This is a genomic window from Aeromonas sp. s12, from assembly GCF_040907925.1.
In the GTDB taxonomy this organism is placed as follows: domain Bacteria; phylum Pseudomonadota; class Gammaproteobacteria; order Enterobacterales; family Aeromonadaceae; genus Aeromonas; species Aeromonas veronii.
Genome location: NZ_JBFOCT010000037.1, coordinates 78,808 through 100,089 on the forward strand (window position 1 = coordinate 78,808; position 21,282 = coordinate 100,089).

The 21,282-nt window shown below is 58.2% G+C and carries 20 protein-coding genes; 10 read left to right on the forward strand and 10 right to left on the reverse strand.

The genetic code is table 11. The features are described 5' to 3' along the window. Positions 1-74 precede the first annotated feature (74 nt). From glnG to glnA, 4 genes are all read right to left on the reverse strand, one after another. Positions 75-1,493, reverse strand: a complete 1,419-nt coding sequence (gene glnG, locus AB5Y67_RS19470; RefSeq protein ID WP_005339666.1) for a nitrogen regulation protein NR(I) — start codon at positions 1,491-1,493, stop codon at positions 75-77. A 9-nt stretch (positions 1,494-1,502) separates the two neighbouring features. Continuing rightward, positions 1,503-2,558, reverse strand: coding sequence for a nitrogen regulation protein NR(II) (glnL, locus tag AB5Y67_RS19475; RefSeq protein ID WP_005341973.1), 1,056 nt, complete (start codon positions 2,556-2,558; stop codon positions 1,503-1,505). Positions 2,559-2,644: 86 nt separating this feature from the next. Next, positions 2,645-3,223 carry a DUF4124 domain-containing protein gene (locus tag AB5Y67_RS19480; protein ID WP_199427679.1) on the reverse strand — a complete coding sequence of 193 codons (579 nt, stop codon included), beginning with the start codon at positions 3,221-3,223 and terminating at the stop codon, positions 2,645-2,647. Positions 3,224-3,338: 115 nt separating this feature from the next. Next, positions 3,339-4,748, reverse strand: coding sequence for a glutamate--ammonia ligase (gene glnA, locus AB5Y67_RS19485; RefSeq protein WP_005339672.1), 1,410 nt, complete (start codon positions 4,746-4,748; stop codon positions 3,339-3,341). A 351-nt stretch (positions 4,749-5,099) separates the two neighbouring features. Between glnA and typA the strand changes: the two genes are divergently transcribed. Beyond that, entirely contained in the window at positions 5,100-6,911 is a 1,812-nt protein-coding gene (typA, locus tag AB5Y67_RS19490; RefSeq protein ID WP_005339679.1) for a translational GTPase TypA, read from the forward strand. A 241-nt stretch (positions 6,912-7,152) separates the two neighbouring features. Here typA and AB5Y67_RS19495 read toward each other — a convergent pair whose 3' ends face one another. The 5 genes from AB5Y67_RS19495 to def form a co-directional block, all read right to left on the reverse strand. Next, positions 7,153-8,595, reverse strand: coding sequence for a TrkH family potassium uptake protein (locus AB5Y67_RS19495; protein WP_069527008.1), 1,443 nt, complete (start codon positions 8,593-8,595; stop codon positions 7,153-7,155). A 96-nt stretch (positions 8,596-8,691) separates the two neighbouring features. Then, the gene (gene trkA, locus AB5Y67_RS19500) at positions 8,692-10,068 is read right to left on the reverse strand and encodes a Trk system potassium transporter TrkA (RefSeq protein ID WP_005339689.1); all 1,377 of its coding nucleotides are present in this window, start codon (positions 10,066-10,068) and stop codon (positions 8,692-8,694) included. A gap of 79 nt (positions 10,069-10,147) precedes the next feature. Further along, entirely contained in the window at positions 10,148-11,440 is a 1,293-nt protein-coding gene (gene rsmB / locus AB5Y67_RS19505; protein ID WP_005341964.1) for a 16S rRNA (cytosine(967)-C(5))-methyltransferase RsmB, read from the reverse strand. 60 nt (positions 11,441-11,500) lie between these two features. Next, positions 11,501-12,445, reverse strand: coding sequence for a methionyl-tRNA formyltransferase (gene fmt / locus AB5Y67_RS19510; protein WP_064338967.1), 945 nt, complete (start codon positions 12,443-12,445; stop codon positions 11,501-11,503). Between the two features lie 12 nt (positions 12,446-12,457). Further along, a complete protein-coding gene (def, locus tag AB5Y67_RS19515; RefSeq protein ID WP_005357510.1) occupies positions 12,458-12,970 on the reverse strand; it encodes a peptide deformylase in 513 nt (170 codons plus the stop codon). Positions 12,971-13,078: 108 nt separating this feature from the next. Here def and AB5Y67_RS19520 point away from each other — a divergent pair, with 108 nt between their 5' ends. The 9 genes from AB5Y67_RS19520 (at position 13,079) to AB5Y67_RS19560 (ending at position 19,842) form a co-directional block, all read left to right on the forward strand. Next, positions 13,079-14,170: a LysM peptidoglycan-binding domain-containing protein gene (locus tag AB5Y67_RS19520; protein ID WP_021231485.1), complete on the forward strand. Its 1,092-nt coding sequence runs from the start codon at positions 13,079-13,081 to the stop codon at positions 14,168-14,170. A 1-nt stretch (position 14,171) separates the two neighbouring features. Then, positions 14,172-15,287, forward strand: coding sequence for a DNA-processing protein DprA (gene dprA / locus AB5Y67_RS19525; RefSeq protein ID WP_199427680.1), 1,116 nt, complete (start codon positions 14,172-14,174; stop codon positions 15,285-15,287). Next, positions 15,280-15,753 (forward strand): DUF494 family protein, encoded by a 474-nt coding sequence (locus tag AB5Y67_RS19530; RefSeq protein WP_005339699.1) that lies wholly within the window; start codon positions 15,280-15,282, stop codon positions 15,751-15,753. Before dprA ends, AB5Y67_RS19530 begins: the two co-directional genes overlap by 8 nt. Positions 15,754-15,808: 55 nt before the next feature. After that, positions 15,809-16,366: a type I DNA topoisomerase gene (locus AB5Y67_RS19535; RefSeq protein ID WP_005339702.1), complete on the forward strand. Its 558-nt coding sequence runs from the start codon at positions 15,809-15,811 to the stop codon at positions 16,364-16,366. A gap of 74 nt (positions 16,367-16,440) precedes the next feature. After that, positions 16,441-16,944 (forward strand): 5-(carboxyamino)imidazole ribonucleotide mutase, encoded by a 504-nt coding sequence (gene purE / locus AB5Y67_RS19540; RefSeq protein WP_005339704.1) that lies wholly within the window; start codon positions 16,441-16,443, stop codon positions 16,942-16,944. Between the two features lie 134 nt (positions 16,945-17,078). Continuing rightward, entirely contained in the window at positions 17,079-17,639 is a 561-nt protein-coding gene (locus AB5Y67_RS19545) for an L-threonylcarbamoyladenylate synthase (RefSeq protein WP_199427681.1), read from the forward strand. A gap of 112 nt (positions 17,640-17,751) precedes the next feature. Further along, on the forward strand, positions 17,752-18,660 hold the full coding sequence (gene hemF, locus AB5Y67_RS19550; RefSeq protein ID WP_042079793.1) for an oxygen-dependent coproporphyrinogen oxidase: 909 nt from the start codon (positions 17,752-17,754) through the stop codon (positions 18,658-18,660). A 103-nt stretch (positions 18,661-18,763) separates the two neighbouring features. After that, positions 18,764-19,585 (forward strand): shikimate dehydrogenase, encoded by an 822-nt coding sequence (gene aroE, locus AB5Y67_RS19555; RefSeq protein ID WP_199427682.1) that lies wholly within the window; start codon positions 18,764-18,766, stop codon positions 19,583-19,585. Next, positions 19,582-19,842 (forward strand): DUF1488 domain-containing protein, encoded by a 261-nt coding sequence (locus tag AB5Y67_RS19560; protein ID WP_005357522.1) that lies wholly within the window; start codon positions 19,582-19,584, stop codon positions 19,840-19,842. Before aroE ends, AB5Y67_RS19560 begins: the two co-directional genes overlap by 4 nt. Positions 19,843-20,619: 777 nt before the next feature. Here the strand turns inward: AB5Y67_RS19560 and yihA are convergent. After that, positions 20,620-21,276: a ribosome biogenesis GTP-binding protein YihA/YsxC gene (gene yihA / locus AB5Y67_RS19565; RefSeq protein ID WP_199427683.1), complete on the reverse strand. Its 657-nt coding sequence runs from the start codon at positions 21,274-21,276 to the stop codon at positions 20,620-20,622. Positions 21,277-21,282: the final 6 nt, after the last annotated feature.

The window sequence follows — 21,282 nt, forward strand, 5'->3', positions numbered from 1 at the left end:
CCGTTTATGGTTAAACGGGGTTCTGGCGGGCGGTGATTTGTCAGGGCGTGATGGGAATCGTTTTTCCCCGGGACTCAGGAGAGATCGAGTTCCTTCAGCTTGCGGGTCAGGGTGTTGCGACCCCAACCGAGCAGGCGGGCGGCCTCCTGCTTGTGGCCGTGAGTGTGTTCCAGCGCGGTTTCCAGCATGATCCGCTCGAACTGGGGCATGGCATCGGCCAGGATGTCTGTCTCTCCCAGCGCCAGCTTGCTGGCCACCCACTCCTGCAACTGTTGCTGCCAGCAACCGGGCAACGCCGGTTGACCCGGTTCGGCGTTGTGGGTGATGGGGGTGAGCAGCTCGGCAGGCAGGTCGCCGACCAGCACTTCCTGACCGGATGCCATCACGGTGAGCCAGCGACAGACGTTCTCCAGCTGGCGCACGTTGCCCGGCCAGGGCAGGCGGCTGATATAGGCCTGGGTATCGGGGTGCAGGCTCTTGGCCTCGACGTTCAGCTCTTTGGCTGCGCGCAGCAGGAAGTGACGGGCCAGTTGGGGGATATCCTCACGGCGCTCCTTGAGGGCAGGAATATGGATGCGAATGACGTTGAGGCGGTGAAACAGATCCTCGCGAAACTCGCCATCGGCCACCCGCTTTTCCAGATTCTGGTGGGTGGCGGCGATGATCCGCACGTCTACCTGCACCGGCTGGTGGCCGCCGACTCGATAGAACTGGCCATCGGCCAAGACCCGCAGCAGCCGGGTCTGCACATCCAGCGGCATGTCGCCGATCTCGTCGAGAAACAGGGTGCCGCCGTCGGCCTGCTCGAAGCGGCCATGGCGGATGTTGTTGGCGCCGGTGAAAGCCCCCTTCTCGTGACCGAACAGCTCGGATTCGATGAGATCTTTGGGGATGGCCGCCATGTTGAGGGCGATAAAGTTCTTGTGGGCGCGCGGGCTGTGCTTGTGCAGGGCGTGGGCGACCAGCTCCTTGCCGGTACCGCTCTGACCGTTGATCAGCACCGAGATGCTGGAGCGTGACAGGCGACCGATGGCGCGGAACACCTCCTGCATCGCCGGTGCTTCACCGATGATCTCCGGGGTGGCTGTCGCCTCTTGCTGGCGAGACTTGCGCTTGGTGCGCTGCTCCTTGAGGTGATTCTCGGCGCGCCGCACCAGGGTCACTGCTTCGTCGATGTCGAACGGTTTGGGCAGGTACTCGAAGGCGCCGCGCTGGTAGGCGTTGACCGCGCTGTCGAGATCCGAGTGGGCGGTCATGATGATGATGGGCAGATCGGCCTGACGGCGATGGATCTGCTCAAGCAGGCTCAGGCCGTCGATGCCGGGCATCCGGATATCGGAGAGGATCACATCGGGCGAGCGCAGCTCAAGGGCGTGCAGCAGGGCTTCGCCATCGGCAAAGCTTTCGCAGTTGAAGCCTTCGCTGCCGAGAGTGCGCTCCAGCACCCAGCGAATAGAACTGTCGTCATCGACGATCCACACTTTGGCGGTCATGGGGTTCCCTTACTTGCGAAGCGGTAGAAAAATGGTGAATTCGGTGTGACCCGGCCAGCTGATGCAGTCAATTCGCCCCTTGTGCTGGTCGATCAGGTTCTGGGCGATGGAGAGGCCGAGCCCGGTTCCCCCCTCCTTGCCGGTGATCATGGGATAGAACAGGGTGTCGCGAATGGCATCGGGAATGCCGGGGCCGTTGTCGATGATCTTGATCTCCGCCGCCAGCCGGTAGCGCTGGCCGTGGATGGTGATCTGGAACGCGGTGCGAGTCTTGATGCGGATAAGCCCGGTCTGATCCCCCAGCGCTTCGGCGGCGTTGCGCACTATGTTGAGAAACGCCTGCTGCAGTTGATCCGGCTCCATCTCGAATTCGGGGATGCTGGGGTCGTAATCCCGTTCGATGCGCACCGTCGGTGGTAGCTCCAGCTCCACCAGTCGGCGTACCTGCTCCAGCACCGAATGGACATTGTGCATCTGGTGACGGCCGGGGCGCTGGGGGCCGAGCAGCCGATCGACCAGTACCCGCAGCCTGTCAGCCTGTTCGATGATGATGCCGGTATATTCGCGCAGCGCCGGATCCGGCAGCTCTTTTTGCAGCAGCTGCGCCGCGCCGCGCAGGCCGCCGAGGGGATTCTTGATTTCGTGGGCCAGCCCGCGCACCAGCTCCTTGGCCGCCAGCTGCTGGGCATGTTGCTGCTGCTCCTGGCTGATCTTCTTCTGCTGGTCGATCTTGCGCAGCTCCACCACCAGCAGACGTTGTTCGTGGTCGGCCATCGGGGTGGCGCTCAGCTCCACCAGTCGCGGTTCTCCCTCTACCACCAGAGTCACTTCGCTATCGGTAAAGCCCTGCCCTGATACGAGGCACTGCTTGAGCCGCTGCAAATCGAGGGAGATATGTTCCAGCAGATGGGGCAGTTCGATGCCGATCAGCCTGCGTTCACTGAGAGAGAGCAGCTGTTCAGCCGCCGGGTTGACGAACTGGATGCAGAGCCGCTCATCCATCAGGATCACGGCGGTCAGCAAATTATCCAAGAGTGTTTTGGCGTTGTCCGAGCGGGTTGGCACAGGTTTCTCCCTAAAACGGTGCTACACACCTGTTATGCACCGATATGGTGCATAGAGTTTACCCGCATCGGTGCGCTATATCACCCCTAGTCGGCTTTGGGGGTGGGTTTGGGAGCCGGCGTCACGCTCGCTCTATGCAGGTAAAAGGTGACTGCACTGGATTTAGCAAGGATCGTACCGTCTTTGGCGAGCAGCTCGAGCTGAGCCTCGTGGGCGCCGCGATCGACGTTTTCGACCCGTACAGAGAGGCTGTTGCTGACGATGGGGGCGGCTTTGCCATCCAGGGTCAGGCGCACATCATACTGGGTGGGTGGTTTGGGGCTGATCTGGCCCTGAAAGACTATGTTGCCTGTGTTGTCGCGCAGGGTGCTGCCCTGTTCCGGGGAGAGCAGTTCGATGGTCAGCTTGGCAACCTCTTTCTCTTTCTTGGCATCGGCGCCAGTCAGGCTGTTGAAGTTATCCACCTGCACCGATCTGGGCGCGCTGCTGCCCAGCAGCGGGGCGACCCGCAGATCGACCTCTTTGGCGTTTTTGCCGGGTGGTGGCGCATCCGAGTAGTGGGTGACGCCATTGCCATCGACCCAGGAGTAGACCTTGGCGGCATGCGTACCAAACGAGGTCAGCAACAGGAGGGCGACAAGCCCGATGCCATGCTTGTTGTTCATCCATCTCTCCTTGACGGTATTTTGCTTAATCCTATCAGAGAAAAAACCCGCCAGATGGCGGGTTTTGTCACGATTAAGTAAGCTGACCAGATTTAAACGGACAGTCTGCTGAGACTTAGACGGAGTAGTACAGTTCGAACTCCAGCGGGTGCGGGGTCATGCGCACGCGGTCAACATCCTGCTGTTTCAGTTCCAGATAGGAGTTGATGAAGTCATCGCTGAACACGCCGCCGCGGGTCAGGAACTCGCGGTCAGCATCCAGAGCAGCCAGGGCTTCGTCCAGAGAACCGGCAACGGTCGGCACTTCTGCGGCTTCTTCCGGCGGCAGGTCATACAAGTTCTTGTCCATGGCATCGCCCGGATGGATCTTGTTGATGATACCGTCCAGACCGGCCATCAGCTGGGCTGCGAAGGCCAGGTACGGGTTGGCAGCCGGATCCGGGAAGCGCACTTCGATACGACGTGCTTTCGGGCTCGGTACCACCGGGATACGGATGGAGGCAGAGCGGTTGCGGGCAGAGTAGGCCAGCATGACCGGTGCTTCATAACCCGGAACCAGACGCTTGTAGGAGTTGGTGGTCGGGTTGGCGAAGGCGTTGATAGCCTTGGCGTGCTTGATGATACCGCCGATGTAGTGCAGCGCCATCTCGGACAGACCGCCGTACAGGTCACCAGCGAACAGGTTGACGCCGTTCTTGGCCAGAGACTGGTGGCAGTGCATGCCGGAGCCGTTGTCACCGAACATGGGTTTCGGCATGAAGGTCACGGTCTTGTTGTAGGCGTGGGCCACGTTGTGGATCACGTACTTCAGTACCTGCACTTCGTCAGCTTTCAGCGTAAGAGTGTTGAAGCGGGTAGCGATTTCGTTCTGACCGGCAGTGGCCACTTCGTGGTGGTGAGCTTCAACGACCTGGCCCATCTCTTCCAGCACCAGACACATGGCGGCGCGGATATCCTGGGAGGAGTCGACCGGTGCAACCGGGAAGTAACCGCCTTTCACGAACGGACGGTGACCCTTGTTGCCATGCTCATAGGCAGTGCCGGAGTTCCATGCGGCTTCTTCAGATTCGATTTTCACGAAGCTGTGGCCCATGGTGTTGGAGAAAGTAATGTTGTCGAACATGAAGAATTCCGGCTCCGGCCCGAACAGCACGGTGTCAGCAATGCCGCTGGACTTCAGGAAATCTTCTGCACGTTTGGCGATGGAGCGCGGATCGCGGTCATAGCCCTGCATGGTGGCAGGCTCCAGCACGTCACAAACGATGTTCAGGGTGGTCTCTTCGGTGAACGGGTCCAGCTTGGCGGAGGCTGCGTCCGGCATCAGTACCATGTCGGATTCGTTGATGCCCTTCCAGCCGCCGATGGAGGAACCATCGAACATCTTGCCGTCTTCGAAGAAATCTTCATCAACCTGGTGAGCAGGGATGGATACATGCTGCTCTTTACCCTTGGTGTCGGTAAAGCGCAGATCAACAAACTTGACTTCGTGTTCCTGGATCAGGGCCAAAACGTTCTGGGCTGACATGCTAAGTAACCTCCGGTGTTAAAACTCTCTGGGTGAATGCGTCGTCGTATTCACATAAGCCAGTATCGTGCCAAGTTTGTGACAGCTTGATTTCAGGGCAATCTCGCTGAAGAGGCTCCCCAAAATCAGGCGATCTCGACTCGCGTTGCATCAATTTAGTGCGATGGTGGATCGTTTTGGTGCACTGTAATGGTGCGCGAAATACGGTCACCGCCCATCTAAGCAGGGTTTGTCAGAGAGGTCTATGATCCAGATCTGTTGTTATGCGCGAATGTACTGCAATTCTGCTAGGCAGATCACAAAGGCAAGAGTACAATTAGCGCCCAATTTTACCCGGTGATTGAGGCGAGAATGTTAGAGAATTTACGCAATATTGCGATTATTGCGCACGTTGACCACGGCAAAACGACTCTGGTTGATAAGCTGCTGCAGCAGTCCGGCACCCTGGACCGCTCCACGGAAGGCCAGGAACGGATCATGGACTCCAATGATCTGGAACGGGAACGTGGCATCACCATTCTCGCCAAGAACACTGCGATCCGCTGGAATGACTACCGCATCAACATCGTTGATACCCCGGGTCACGCCGACTTCGGTGGTGAAGTAGAGCGCGTATTGTCCATGGTTGACTCCGTGTTGCTGCTGGTTGACGCCGTAGACGGCCCGATGCCGCAAACCCGTTTCGTGACCCAGAAAGCGTTCGCTCAGGGTCTGAAGCCGATCGTGGTCATCAACAAGGTTGACCGTCCGGGTGCTCGTCCTGACTGGGTAATGGATCAGGTATTCGACCTGTTCGACAACCTGGGCGCGACTGATGAACAGCTGGATTTCAAAGTTGTTTACGCCTCTGCACTGAACGGTTGGGCCACCATGGATCAGGACGTCGAGTCCGAGAACATGGAGCCGCTGTTCCAGGCTATCGTTGACAACGTTGAAGCGCCGAAGGCTGATGCCGAAGGTGGTTTCCAGATGCAGATCTCCCAGCTGGACTACAACTCCTACGTGGGTGTTATCGGTATCGGCCGTATCACTCGTGGTCGCGTCAAGACCAACCAGCAAGTCACCATCGTTGGTGCTGACGGCAAGACCCGTAATGGTAAAGTCGGTCAGGTGCTGGGTTACCTGGGTCTGTCCCGTACTGAAGTTACCGACGCGCAAGCGGGTGACATCATCGCTATCACCGGTCTGGGCGAGCTGAAAATCTCCGACACCATCTGTGACAACGGTGCCGTTGAAGCCCTGCCGCCGCTCTCCGTTGACGAGCCGACCGTGAACATGACCTTCCAGGTCAACACCTCGCCGTTCGCTGGTAAAGAAGGCAAGTTCGTGACCTCCCGTAACATTCTGGAGCGTCTGAACCAGGAGCTGGTCCACAACGTGGCTCTGCGTGTGGAAGAGACTGATGATCCGGACAAGTTCCGTGTATCCGGTCGTGGTGAGCTGCACCTCTCCATCCTGATCGAAAACATGCGTCGCGAAGGTTACGAACTGGCTGTGTCCCGTCCGGAAGTAATCCTGCGTACCGTTGATGGTGTTCTGCAAGAACCGTTCGAAACTGTAACTGTGGACGTGGAAGAAGCGCACCAGGGTTCCGTGATGGAGCAACTGGGTCTGCGTAAAGGCGAAATGACCAACATGACCCCGGATGGCAAGGGTCGTGTCCGCCTGGACTTCATGATCCCGAGCCGTGGCCTGATCGGCTTCCAGACCGAGTTCATGACCATGACTTCAGGTACCGGTCTGCTGTACCACACCTTCGACCACTACGGTCCGCACAAGGGTGGCAGCATCGGCGAGCGTCAGAACGGCGTGCTGATCTCCAACGCTACCGGTAAAGCACTGACCTACGCCCTGTTTGGTCTGCAAGACCGCGGTCGTCTGTTCATCGGTCACGCGACCGAGGTGTACGAAGGCCAGGTGATCGGTATTCACTCCCGTTCCAACGACCTGACTGTTAACTGCCTGAAAGGCAAACAGCTGACCAACATGCGTGCCTCCGGTACCGACGAAGCTCAAGTGCTGACTCCGCCGATCCGCATGACTCTGGAACAGGCTCTCGAGTTCATCGACAACGATGAACTGGTAGAAGTGACTCCGAAGAACATCCGTATCCGCAAGAAATTGCTGACTGAGCTGGATCGTAAGCGCTCTGGCCGTGGTTAATGCTATGTGCTGAGTCTCGGCAGCCCTTGCGGCCGCTGACGGTTCACTGATAAACGGACCCAAACCTCTGGTTTGGGTCCGTTTTTTTATGCTTGTGATCCGCTCTGGCCATCCTGATGAGCTCGTTCAGGCCATCCGGTAATGGGGCTGATGAGCGTAGAGCGAAGGTCGTGGGGATGGGTGAGATAAAAAAGCCGCAGCGTGTGAACGCTGCGGCTTTTTGCTGGCTTGCAGTGAGGGATTACTGGCGCCAGAAGGAGGGGAAGAAGAGCACGGCGACCGTCAGGATCTCCAGTCGTCCCAGCAGCATGCCGAATGACAACAGCCATTTGGCCGATTCCGGCAGGCTGGCAAAGTTGGTGCTGGGGCCGACCACCGGGCCCATGCCCGGGCCAACGTTGGCAACGGCGGTGATGGAGCTGGATATGGCTGTCAGGGGGTCAAGCCCGATGGCACCCAGCAGCGCGGCTATCACCAGAATGATGGCGAAGTAGGCCAGTACGAAGGAGATCATCGAGCGGATGATGGCGTCATTGACCGTCCGGCCGTTGTACTTCTGGGGGAAGACGGCAGAGGGGTGCATCAGCTGGCGCATCTGCTTTCTGAACAGGGCGAATGCCACCTGTACCCGGAAGATCTTGAGGCCGCCCGCAGTGGAGCCTGAGCAGGCGCCAAGCGCCAGCAGCACGATGAAGACGATGCTGGCGAGCGGCCCCCAGGTGCCGAAGTCACCAAGGCCGTAGCCGGTGGTGGTGAGCACCGAGACGATGTTGAAGCAGCTGATACGCAGGGCATCCCAGAAGCCGAACAGGTCTCTCTCCCACAGATAGAAGGTCATGATGACGGTGACCCAGACCACCAGCCAGAAGAAGCCACGCACCTGGGCATCCTTGAACAGGCTGTTGTCCCTGTGGTTGAGGCTCTGCACATAGAGCAGGAAGGGCAGGCCGCCGAGGAACATGAACAGGGTGCCAATCCAGTGGGCCGAGTTGGAGAAGTGGGACATGGATTGATCGGAGGTGGAGTAGCCGCCGGTACTGAGAGTGGTCATGGCGTGGTTGATCGCTTCGAACATGTTCATGCCGCTGGCCCAGTAGGCCATGAAGCAGAGCATGGAGAGCACCAGATAGACCACGACGATGTTGTTGGCGACCGTCTTGGCACGCGGGGCGCTTTTATCCGACCAGTCCGAGCTCTCGGTCTGGAACAGCTTCATGCCGCCGACGTTGAGGTAGGGCAGCACGGCAACCGCCATCACGATAAAGCCGACCCCGCCCAGCCACTGCAGGATGGAACGCCACAACAGGATGCTGTGGGCCATGTTGTCGAGGCCGGAGAGCACGGTGGAACCCGTGGTGGTCACCCCGGACATGGTCTCGAAGTAGGCGTCGGTGAAGTTGATGTGGGTGATGAAGACAAAGGGCAGCGCCCCGAAGATACAGGCCACCACCCAGACCGAGGTGGTGAGCAGGAACATCTCCCGCACCCCCAGATGAAACTCCGCCTTGCGACCGTAGTGGAGGCAGAGCAGGGCAGCGCCGTGGGTGATCAGCACGGACTTGAGAAACTCGACAAATCCCTCTGACCCGGTGAGCAGTGCCAGCAAGGTGGGCAGCCACATGAAGAGCGCCAGCTTGGAGAGCACAAGCCCGAGGGTGAAGATAATGGGACGCAGCTTGATCATGTTCGATAACCTGGTCGTTGATTAACAAAAGACCCGGACCATCCCCTTGGGGGAGCTGAGCCGGGTCTGGTTTGACAGCCTGTGCGCATGAAGACGTTACAGGAAGAAGGGGCTTGGCTGGAACAGCCGCTCCACTTCCGGGATGTACTTCTTGTCCACCAGGAACATGACCACGTGGTCATCCTGCTGGATCTTGGTGCGATCGTGGGCGATCAGCACCTCATCTCCGCGTACTACGGCACCTATGGTGGTGCCCGGCGGCAGCTTGAGCTCGCCCACCGTCTTGCCGACCACCTTGGAGGTGTTCTCGTCACCGTGGGCTATCGCTTCGATCGCCTCGGCAGCGCCGCGGCGCAGGCTGTAGACGTTGGCGATATCGGCCCGACGCACGTGGGTCAACAGGGCCGAGATGGTGGCCTGTTGCGGCGAGATGGCGATATCGATGGAACCACCCTGCACCAGATCGACGTAGGCGCCGCGCTGGATCAGCACCATGGTCTTCTTGGCGCCCATCTTCTTGGCGAGCAGTGCCGACATGATGTTGGCCTCATCCTCGTTGGTCACGGCGATGAAGACGTCGATCTGGTCGATGTGCTCCTCGGCCAGCAGCTCCTGATCCGCCGCATCGCCGCAGAAGACGATGGTGTTCTCCAGCAGTTCGGAGAGCTGCTCCGCCCGCTTCTGGTTGCGCTCGATGAGCTTGACGCTGTAGCGCTTTTCCAGCTGGCGGGCGAGACCGGCGCCGATGTTGCCACCACCGACGATCATGATGCGGCGGTAGGGGCTCTCGAGGCGCTGCAGCTCCGACATCACGGCCCGGATATGGCCCGCGGCGGCGACGAAGAAGACCTCGTCATCCGCTTCGATGATGGTGGTGCCTTGCGGGCGGATCGGGCGGCCCTGACGGAAGATGGCCGCTACCCGAGTTTCGATGTTGGGCATGTGCTCGCGCAGGGTCGAGAGGGCGTTGCCCACCAGCGGGCCTCCGTAGTAGGCTTTGACCGCCACCAGACCGACGCGACCACCTGCAAAATCAACCACTTGCAGGGCGCCCGGATATTCGATCAGGCGACGCACATAGTCGGTCACCAACTGCTCCGGCGCGATCAGGTGATCCACCGGCACCGATTCCGGCAGGAACAGGCGATCCCGCTCGGTCAGATAGGCTGGCGAGCGGATCCGCGCCACCTTGTTCGGAGTGTTGAACAGGGAGTAGGCCACCTGACAGGCGATCATGTTGGTCTCGTCACTGTTGGTGACGGCGACCAGCATGTCGGCATCCTGAGCCCCCGCTTCGCGCAGCACCTTGGGGTGAGCGCCATGGCCGTTGACCACCCGCAGGTCAAACTTGTCCTGCAGTTCGCGCAGGCGCTCACTGTCGGTATCGACGATGGTGATGTCGTTGTTCTCTCCGGCCAGGTTCTCGGCCAGAGTGCCGCCGACTTGGCCGGCTCCCAAAATGATGATTTTCATAGGGAACGTCTACTCACGTTGAGGCAGTAAAGGGGCCTTTCACCTGCATGGCGATTGCCCCGGAAGAAGCATGTCAGCGTCACAGCTTGACCAGCTTGGCGTAGTAGAAGCCATCCATCTCGGCTTCACCCGGCAGGAACTGGCGACCCGGGCAGTCCGGGGTGTCCTGTTCGTGCAACGGTACCAATTTGGCATCTTTGGTCGCGGCAAGGAAGGCGCGGATCTGGTCGCGATTCTCTTCCGGCAGGACGGAGCAGGTGGCGTAGAGCAGGGTGCCGCCGCTCTTCAGCTTGCCCCAGAGGGCATTGAGAATGCGGCGCTGCAGCTCGGCCAGCTCGCGGATGTCCTGATCACGGCGCAACCACTTGATGTCGGGGTGGCGACGGATAACACCGGTGGCGGAGCAGGGGGCGTCCAGCAGGATGCGGTCGAACTGGCCCTCCGGCCACCACTGTTCCGGTGCCGCGGCATCGCCGTGGATCACTTTGGCGGTCAGGCCGATGCGATCCAGGTTCTCCTGCACCCGCTTGAGGCGGTTCTCGTCGGCATCAACGGCGACCACCCCGGCCAGCTTGGGCTGACGCTCCAGCAGGTGGGCGGTCTTGCCGCCGGGGGCGGCGCAGGCATCCAGCACCCACTCACCCGGTTGCGGGTCGAGCAGTGCCGCGGCCTGTTGTGCTGCACCATCCTGTACCGAGCAGTCACCGACCTCGAAGCCGGGCAGCTTGGTCACATCGCAGGGACGCTCCAGCAGGATGCAATCCTCTCCCTCTTCACCGGCCACGGCATTGATGCCGGCTTCAGCCATGCGAGCCAGCATGGCATCGCGGCTCTGGCGCTGGCTGTTGTTGCGGATCCACATGGGGGGGCGCTGGTTGTTCGCCTCCATGATGAATTCCCACTCATCGTGATAGGCCTGACGCAGGCGCTTGGTGAGCCACTCCGGATGACCGAGGCGAATGCTGGGAACGCGGTCGATACGCAGCAAAATGACTTCGGCGCTGCGCTGGAAGTTGCGCAGCACGCCGTTGATGAGGCCACGCAGGGAGGTGCCCTTGAGCAGTTTGACGGCGTTGACGGTCTCGGCCACCGCGGCGTGAGCCGGAATGCGAGTGTAGATGAGTTGATAGAGACCGACCAGGATGAGGTAGTGGAAAATGCGGCTCTTATTCTTGAGCGGCTTGTCCATCATCTCGTTGACTGCCGCATCGAGGCGGGGTAGCCAGCGCAGGGTGCCGTAGCAGAGTTCTTGCAGGAGAGCGCGATCGCGAGGTGCAACTTTCTCCTGGGCAGCAGGCAGAACAGCGGAGAGGGATTGACCCTGATCCAGCACCTGTTGAATAACGAGAGCGGCCTGTGCACGTGTTTTCATAGAGTTACCTTAGATGCGCAAGTCGGTGCCTGGGCCCCGCTTGTGTCAATTCAATCCAGTTCAATTCAATTGCGTGCCGGGTTCAAACCAGTCGCGGCGAGAGTTGAGCAGATCCGAAACGGACATCGCCTTCTTGCCGGGCGGTTGCAGGGTCAGCAGGCGCAGTACCCCTTTGCCGGTCGCGATATCGATCCCCTGCTTGTCGGCCTTGAGCAGGGTGCCGGCGGGTTGGCCGTGGTCGCTGTCAATGACGGCGGCTTGCCATACCTTGACGGTCTGGTCAGCCACTTCAAACCAGCTGATGGGCCAGGGGTTGAACGAGCGGATGCAGCGTTCGATGGCAACAGCCTCCATCGACCAGTCGATGCGGGCCTCTTCCTTGGAGAGCTTTTCGGCGTAGTTGGCCAGCGCATCATCTTGCGCCTCGGCAGCGGTTTCACCGGCGGCCATGGCATTGATGGTGTCGACCAGTGCCTGCGGGCCCAGCTCGGCCAGCTTGTCATAGAGGCTGGCGGAGGTCTCGTCGGCGGCGATGGGGCAGGTCACTTTGCGGATCATGGCGCCGGTATCCAATCCCACATCCATCTGCATGATGGTGACGCCAGTTTCGGCATCGCCCGCCCAGATAGATCGCTGGATCGGTGCGGCACCGCGCCAGCGAGGCAGCAGGGAGCCATGGACGTTGATGCAGCCCAGACGCGGGGTATCGAGCACCACCTTGGGCAGGATCAGGCCATAGGCAACTACCACCATCAGGTCGGCGCCAAGGGCGGCCAGTTCGGCTTGCGCCTCTTCCTTGCGCAGAGAGGCAGGTTGGTAAACCGGCAGGTTGTGGGCCAATGCCAGCTCTTTGACCGGGCTGGCGGTGAGCTTCTGGCCACGGCCAGCGGGCTTGTCAGGCTGGGTATAAACGGCAACGACCTCGTGGTCGGAAGACAACAACGCCGCCAGGTGACGGGCGGCGAAGTCGGGAGTACCGGCAAAAATCAGTTTCAGCTTATTCAATGGGGCAGATCCTCAGAGGACTTTGCGATCTTCACGGGCCATCTTTTCCAGCTTCTGGCGAATGCGCTGGCGCTTGAGCGGGGACAAGTAATCCACAAACAGCTTGCCGACCAGATGATCCATCTCATGCTGGATGCAGATGGCGAGCAGATCGTCGGCTTCCAGCTCGAACGGCTTGCCGTTGCGATCCAGGGCGCGGATTTTGATCTGTTCGGCGCGAGGCACCAGAGCACGGCTGCCGGGCACGGAGAGGCAACCCTCTTCAATGCCGGTGCTGCCGCACTGCTCGATGACCTCCGGATTGATCAATACCAGAGGATCTTCACGGTTTTCAGAGACATCGATCACTATGATGCGCTGGTGAATGTCGACCTGAGTCGCGGCCAAGCCAATGCCTTCCTCCGCGTACATGGTTTCGAACATATCATCTACAATCTGTTGTAACTCGGGTGTAAAGGTCTCGACAGGGGCTGCAACGGTGCGCAGGCGCTCATCGGGAAAACGCAATACATCTAGAATGGCCATAGTTTTTTCTTTAGTTTCTTATAAATGCAGTCAATATTGGCGTAATTCTAGTCATTTACGCCGACAAAAAACAGCAACACTTTGCGTACAGAAGTAACAGGGAGTGTTATGTATCTGAAGCAAACCATCCTCGCCTGCCTGCTGGTGACCGTGAGTCAGGCAGCAGTGGCCGATCAGCTGAGGCTGAAAGCGGGTTACCCCGAAAGCTATGTAGTGCAAAAAGGCGACACCCTGTGGGATATCTCCGGCAAGTATCTTTCCGAACCCTGGCTCTGGCCCCGCCTCTGGAACATCAATCCGCAGATTGCCAATCCTCACTGGATCTACCCCGGTGATGTACTGCATCTGAGCTGGGTCAATGGTGAACCCCAACTCGGCAAGGCGATGCAGGGGGGCAAGCAAGTTATCCGTCTCGGCCCGAAAACCCGTTACGAGAACAAAGCCAACCCCATTCCGACCCTGCCTATCAGCGAGATAGGCCCCTTCCTGCAAACCGACCATATTTTGGCTGATAGCCAGCAGCAGAAAACCTTGCCCTATCTGCTGGGGTCGGATCAGAAGCATATCGGCATGCTGGAGGGGGACACCCTCTATGTGCAGGGCTCCCTGACTCCGGGGCAGGTTTATGGCATTTATCACCCCGGAGTGGTCTACAAGGATCGCGAAACCGGTGAACTGCTGGGCCAGGAGGCGATCTTTGCCGGTGTGGTGCGGGCCGTGGCGCGTCTTGATGGCGATCGGACTGAGGTGACTCTGACTCATAACCAGCGCGAAGTGCTGCAGGGCGACAAGGTGATGCCGCTGCCCGCTCAGGAGAACATGCCCGCCGTCTTCACACCGAAAGCGGCACCTGCCATCACGCCGGGCTATATCATCGATTTGCCGAACAAGACCCGGGGCGGTGGCAAGTTTGATGTGGTGCTGATCAACCGGGGTGGCCGCGATCAACTGGTCGCTGGGGATGTACTGGATGTCAGACGGCCCGGTGCTGCTCTGGTCACCAAGAATGGCGATGTACAGTACAAGGAGCTCTCGTCGGTTTTTAACCGGGTGTTTTACAGCAGCAACAAGAAGGCACCACTGCCCTCTGAAGCGATTGCCCGTGTCATGTTGTTCAAGGTGTATGACAAGCTGAGTTACGGTCTCATCATGCAGAGTAACGACATGGTGAGTGCGGGCTATCAGGTCACTCACTTCTGACGTGAACTACCCCGACGCGCGTCTGGCGCTTTGGCTAACTCTCGATGCGGTCACCGGTATCGGTCCGGTGACCGCTGCACGTCTGTTGGAGCGGGCCGGGGGAAGTATTGAGGCCCTGTTCCAGAGCGACGAAGCGCAGCTGCATGGTATGGGGTTGTCGTCAGAGCAGATCAAACAACTGCGCTGGCCCTCGCCGGTGGTTGAGCAGAGCCTGGCTTGGACCGCTTTGCCTGACAATCTCCTTATTCCGCAAGATCACCCGATTTATCCACCCTTGTTGCGGGAAATCCCCGCAGCCCCCCTGTTGCTCTACTGTCGTGGCGATCTTGCTACGCTGTCGCTACCCCAGCTGGCAATGGTGGGGACACGCCATCCTACCTATGCAGGCAAAGATAATGCCTCCCGCCTCTGTAGCGAGCTGGTTGGATGCGGGTTAGCCATCACCTCGGGCCTTGCGCTTGGTATCGATGGTGTTTGCCATCAGCAAGCGCTGGCTTGTGGTGGTATCACCCTTGCAGTATTGGGTTCCGGGTTGGATTGCCTCTACCCCAAACGCCATCAGGGGCTGGCAGGTCAGATTCTGGAGAGCAGTGGTTTGCTTATATCCGAGCTGGCGCCGGATAAAGGACCGCTGGCTGAACATTTTCCTCGTCGCAACCGTATTATCAGTGGTCTGTCGCTGGGGACTCTGGTGGTGGAGGCGACCGAGCAGAGCGGTTCGCTGATCACAGCTCGCTATGCGCTTGAACAGGGGCGTGAAGTGTTTGCGGTACCCGGCGCCCCGCAAAATGCCCAGGCTATAGGGTGTAACAGATTAATTCAGCAGGGGGCCAAACTTGTGCTGAGTGCGGCCGATATAGTGGAAGAGCTGCCAGAGTGGGTCGTACGGCCAGATCCGTCGGTCACACCATCTGAGCAACCGCATAATAGCGAATTGCCTTATGCCGATTTGTTGGATAACGTAGATTATGAGACCACGAGCGTGGATACCGTTGCCGAGCGGGCCCAGCTTCCTGTCGAAGTGGTATTGGGCAGGTTGGTAGAGCTGGAGCTGGCCGGTGCAGTGATGGCGGTAGCCGGTGGATACGTCAGAGCGAGGAGGGCGAATCATGTTTGATGTATTGATGTACCTTTTCGAGACCTACATCCACAGCGATGCAGATGTGATGGTCGAGCAGGATGAGCTCACCGACGAGTTGAGCCGGGCCGGTTTCGATAAAGAAGAGATCGACAAGGCGCTCGACTGGCTGGAGCGGCTGGCCAATCTGCACGATAGCGAGCGGGAGGTCTATGTTACCGCCAGCGCGCAAGGCTCGATGCGTATCTATGCTCCGCAAGAGCTGGCACGCCTCAGCACCGAGTGCCGCGGCTTCCTGCTCTTTCTGGAACAGGCCCAGGTGTTGAATGCCGAAACCCGCGAGATCTGTATCGAGCGCCTGCTCGAGCTGGACAAGCCGGATATCGAGCTGGATGACCTGAAGTGGGTCGTCATGATGGTGCTGTTCAACGTACCGGGCAGTGAAAATGCCTACCAGCAGATGGAAGAGCTGGTGTTTGATGAGTCAGACGGCGTCATTCACTGACAGTCCGGTGCCGCGCTGGTAGAATTCAGGCCATCTGGATTTCAAGGCGCGGCCCATGTCAAAAATCGATCATCACCTCTTTTCAGCCCACGAACATGCCTTCGAGCGCGAGCCGTGCCCGCAGTGCGGGGCCGAGCTGGTGATCCGCCAGGGCAAACATGGCCCCTTTCTCGGCTGTTCTGCCTATCCTGCCTGTGATTACATCCGCTCCCTGACGCCATCCGGCCGCGACATCGAAAAGGTGCTCGAAGGCTCTGCCTGTCCCGATTGCGGAGAGCCGTTGGCGATAAAGAAGGGGCGTTACGGTCTGTTTGTCGGTTGTACCCAGTATCCGGCCTGTCAGCACATCGAATCCCTGCAGGAGAGCGACGATACCCAGATCCTCTGCCCCGAGTGCGGCAAGGGTCATCTGGTGAGCCGCACCTCCCGCTACGGCAAGCAGTTTTACTCCTGTGATGGCTATCCACACTGCAAATATGTGGTGAACGACAAGCCGATCCCCATGCCTTGTCCCGCGTGTGGTTGGGGCATCATGGTAGAGAAAAAAGTGAGGGGAACTCTGCGTTGGGTCTGTCCGCAAAAGAAATGCGGCCACCAAAGTGAGCAGGTATAATCCCGCCGCCGCAACCGGATTGAAACGTTTTCGGTGAACTTCAACCCCCCACTTGGAGTAAGGAAATTCCCACCATGAATAAACCCTTTGTTGCCGTATTGATGGGCTCTGATTCTGATTTCCCCGTGATGCAGACTACCCTCGAGGTGCTCAAGTCATTTGATATCGCAGTGGAAGTCAAAGTCACCTCCGCGCACCGCACGCCGGCTGCGACCCATCAGTATGTGACCGATGCCGAGGCCCGTGGCTGCAAGGTCTTTATCTGTGCTGCCGGTCTGGCGGCGCATCTGGCGGGTGCCGTAGCCGGCATCACGACTCGTCCCGTGATCGGGGTGCCCATCGACGGTGGTCCGCTCAAGGGGCTGGATGCGTTGCTCTCCACCGTGCAGATGCCGGGTGGTGTACCGGTAGCGACCGTGGCGATCGGCAAAGCCGGTGCCAAGAACGCAGGTTATCTGGCAGCCCAGATGCTGGCAGTAGCCGATGATGAACTGGCGGCCAAGGTTCGGGCCGAACGCCAGAAGAATGCCGAAGAGGTGATGGCTAAGGATGCCGCCCTGCAGGCTCAACTCAAGTAAGTGAACGGGTGGCGATCCGGATGTGTCGTATTTTCCTGTGCAACAGCAAAACGTCACTTTGCCATGGTCGCCGCCATACGGATTCAACTTGCTACTAAGTGACGAGGCGGCAGCCAGGCTGCCGCATTTTTCCTATGCCAAATGAATTTGAACAGGCGGTTGCTGCCCTCCAGCAGGAAGGGGTGATCGCCTATGCGACCGAGGCCGTGTTTGGTCTGGGTTGTGATCCCGACTCCGAAGTGGCGGTGCAGCGACTGCTGGCCATCAAACAGCGTCCGGTTGAGAAGGGGTTGATCCTGATTGCTGCCGACGTAGAGCAATTGCAGGATTACATCGATCTGAGCCAACTTAGCGGTGAACAACTGGCTCGGGTTGAAGCCAGCTGGCCCGGCCCCTTTACTTGGATCATGCCTGCCCGTGCAACGACGCCGACCTGGCTGACCGGGCAGTTCGAGACCCTGGCGGTACGCGTGACGGCTCATCCTCAGGTGCAGGCGTTGTGTCGCGCCTTTGGCAAGCCGCTAGTCTCTACCAGCGCCAACCTGACCGGTGAGGAGCCTGCCCGTCGGGTGGCCGAGATCGGTGAGCGGCTGGCAAGCAAGTTGGCCTATATCCTGCCCGGTGAAGTGGGTGGTCAAGCCAACCCATCAGAGATCAAGGACGCCCGAACCGGCGCCATTATTCGCCCCTCCTGAGCAGGCGGATACGTCATGATTTGCTATCAATCTGCTGAGTGGTGAGCTCACCGGATTGATTTAACTATAAAAATGGACAGGGCGTTCACGATCCTGCCTGACTGGAGACAAGATGAGCAAACCGGATGTGGCCCAGGTCAAGGCCTTCCTGTTGCAGTTGCAGGACGAGATCTGCCGTGGTCTGGAGCAGGCCGACGGCAGTGGACACTTTGTGGAAGATGCCTGGAGCCGTGAAGGCGGTGGCGGTGGTCGCACCCGTGTGCTGCGCCACGGCGCGGTGATCGAGCAGGGGGGCGTCAACTTCTCCCATGTGTATGGCGATGCCATGCCTGCCTCTGCTACAGCCCATCGGCCCGAGTTGGCCGGTCGCAAGTTTGAGGCGATGGGCGTGTCGCTGGTGATCCATCCGCACAACCCCTATGTGCCTACCAGCCACGCCAACGTCCGTTTCTTCATTGCCGAGAAAGAGGGTGAAGAGCCCATTTGGTGGTTTGGCGGTGGTTTCGATTTGACGCCCTTCTACCCGTTTGCCGAAGATGTGCAGCACTGGCATCAGGTCTCCCGTGATCTCTGCCGGCCCTTTGGTGATGAGATCTACCCCGAGTTCAAATCCTGGTGCGATCGTTACTTCTTCCTCAAACACCGCAACGAGACGCGAGGGGTGGGCGGTCTCTTCTTCGACGATCTTAATCGCTGGCCTTTTGCCGACTGCTTTGCCTTTATGCAGGCGGTAGGTCGGGGATATCTTGATGCTTACCTGCCGATCATCGAACGACGCAAGGCGCTGCCCTATGGCGAGCGGGAGCGGGAGTTCCAGCTCTATCGTCGCGGCCGTTATGTGGAGTTCAATCTGGTGTATGACCGGGGCACCCTGTTCGGGTTGCAGACTGGCGGGCGTACCGAGTCGATCCTGATGTCGATGCCACCGCTGGCACGTTGGGAGTATGACTGGCAGCCGGAAGCGGGCACTCCTGAAGCCTTGCTCTACACCGACTATCTCACGCCGCGAGAGTGGCTGTGACCCGAGGGGCCTTGATGGCCCCTTTTTGCTGGCCGATATTCGGCTTGTTCCCGAGTGCGAAAACCCGTTAAATCGGAATATTGCCCTCTGATGGAACTCTTTGATGGATCGTTATCTGGTTTTTGGCCACCCGGTGCGCCACAGCAAGTCCCCCTTCATTCACACCCTGTTTGCCAGACAAACCCAGCAAGAGCTGGAGTATGGGCTGGCTGAACCCGCCGTCGACGAGTTTGCCCAAGCCCTGTGCACCTTCTTTGACCAAGGGGGCAAGGGCTGCAACATCACTGTGCCGTTCAAGGAGCAAGCATTCACTTTGGTCGATCGCTTGAGCCCGAGGGCCAAGCGGGCGGGCGCGGTCAATACCATCAAGCTGACCGATGATGGCGTGTTGCTGGGGGATAATACCGATGGCGCTGGATTGGTCGCCGATCTCAAGTCCCATGGTGTGACGCTGGCGGATAGTCGGATCCTGCTGCTGGGTGCCGGTGGTGCGGCTCGTGGTGCATTGGCGCCGCTGCTGGCTGAGTTGCCGAGCGAACTGGTGATCGCCAACCGTACCCACACAAAAGCGCAACAGTTGGCTGCCGAATTCCACGATCTGGGACCTGTGATTGCCCAGACCTATGAGCAGTTGGCAGGGCCATTCGATCTCGTCATCAACTCTACCTCCGCCAGCCTGCAAGGGGAGCTGCCGCCGTTGGCCCCTGCCCTGATCCACACTGATATTGCCATCTACGACATGATGTATGGCGCCTCGGATACGGCGTTTATCAGTTGGGCCAAACAGCATGGGGCCCGTCAAACCATGGATGGACTCGGCATGCTGGTGGAACAGGCCGCCGAAGCGTTTACCGTGTGGCGCGGAATTCGTCCCGGGACTAAACAGGTATTGAGAGAGTTGAAGCGTAACTTGGGGGCGATATGAACCAGGGTATTCTGTTTCCCGACCTGATGGAGTGGCAGGCTGACGAACAGCGGGTGCGTTTTCCTGCCCAGCAGATGGGGGCGCTGATAGATTGTTACATCAGCCATCGGCGACTGGAGAGAATGACCGGTCTGGCGCTGACGAGAGAGGATGACATCGTCAGAGCCTTCGAAAGTGTGCGTTTTGATATTGAAGATATGGCTGAAAAACTCATTGAAGAACAAGAGTTTGCTGAAGATGGCGCTATCTACCTCTGATTTTTCAAAGTTTTTTTGTTTTGTAGCGGAACTACTTTGAAATGGCGCTGACTAACTAGATAGTTGAGGAAGTGCTAGCTAGTCACCTTTATAACTCCCCGGTATTCATACTGGGGATTTTTTTATCTGTATGAAAATAAAAGATTTTTTCTTAATCTGTAAGTTGTGAAACTAAATTACATAAATTACTTTCACTTTCTGCTGCTTTGCTGTACAGTTGTCTGCGTAGGGTACAGAGGTAAGATGTTCTATCTTTCAGACCTTTTATTTCACGTAATTGAATGTGGCTGAATAGCTGCCCCGATGAGGTTCTCGTCGGGGTGTTTTTTTTATGTGCGCAATTTAGAGTAAATGCTTTAAATTGGCGATGCATTTGATAGAATGAGGCTGCTTCTTGAGGAATACCTGTCGTCTGGTACTCAAGATTCAGCTTCTTCCCAATTTTTTGAATTTATTATTTCAGGCTGGATGGCATCACTGTCGTCCGGCCTCATTTTTATCCCTTTCGGTTAGAACTTGTAATTAAATTTCATTTTTGTCTCTTTTTGTAATTCTGGTTCGTTTTGAAAGAACGAAATTGAAAACGCTATCAACACCTACTTAAGTTAATTATTTTTGTGAATTAACTGCCTATCTATATGAACTTTAAGCAGTATTGGATATAGCAGGGGAGGCGAATGCGGGGTATTTGTCGTGAGGCAGGTGAAAGCGGCAATCTGAAACCCTTTCAATCAGCGGAGGAGTGCTCCGCCAATTGCAAGGAGAGCGAGGAGTAGATTACTCCTCGGCAGGTTGCTGTTCGTCAGCGTTCAGCAGGTCGGTATCGTCACCACTGACGTACCATTCAGTCAGGGTTTGCGCCAGCTTCTCCACACCGATATTGGTGAGGGAGGAGAACGCTTCGACCTGGATCTGGGAACCGAGGTTGGCAACGGCCTGGCGCACCTTGATCACCTGGTTGTTGCGCGGGCCGGGGCTCAATTTGTCAGCCTTGGTCAGCAGCAGCATGACGGGCAACTGACGGTGCGAGCTCCACTCCAGCATGTTCATGTCGGTATCTTTGAGCGGGTGGCGGATGTCCATCAGGATCACCAAACCTTTCAATGACTCACGGCGCTGCAGATACTCTGCCAGTGACTTTTGCCACTTGAGCTTCATTTCCAGCGGAACTTGCGCATAACCATAACCCGGCAAGTCGACCAGACGCTTGCCCGGTTCCAGCTCAAACAGGTTGATCAGCTGGGTACGACCGGGTGTCTTACTGGTGCGCGCCAGGTTCTTGTGTTTGGTTAAGGTGTTCAATGCAGATGACTTACCGGCGTTGGAACGGCCGGCAAACGCGATCTCGACACCCCCATCATCTGGCAGGTGACGGATGTCGGGTGCGCTGGTCACAAAATGCACCTTATTGAAATTCAGAGTTTGTGTATCCAACGTAAA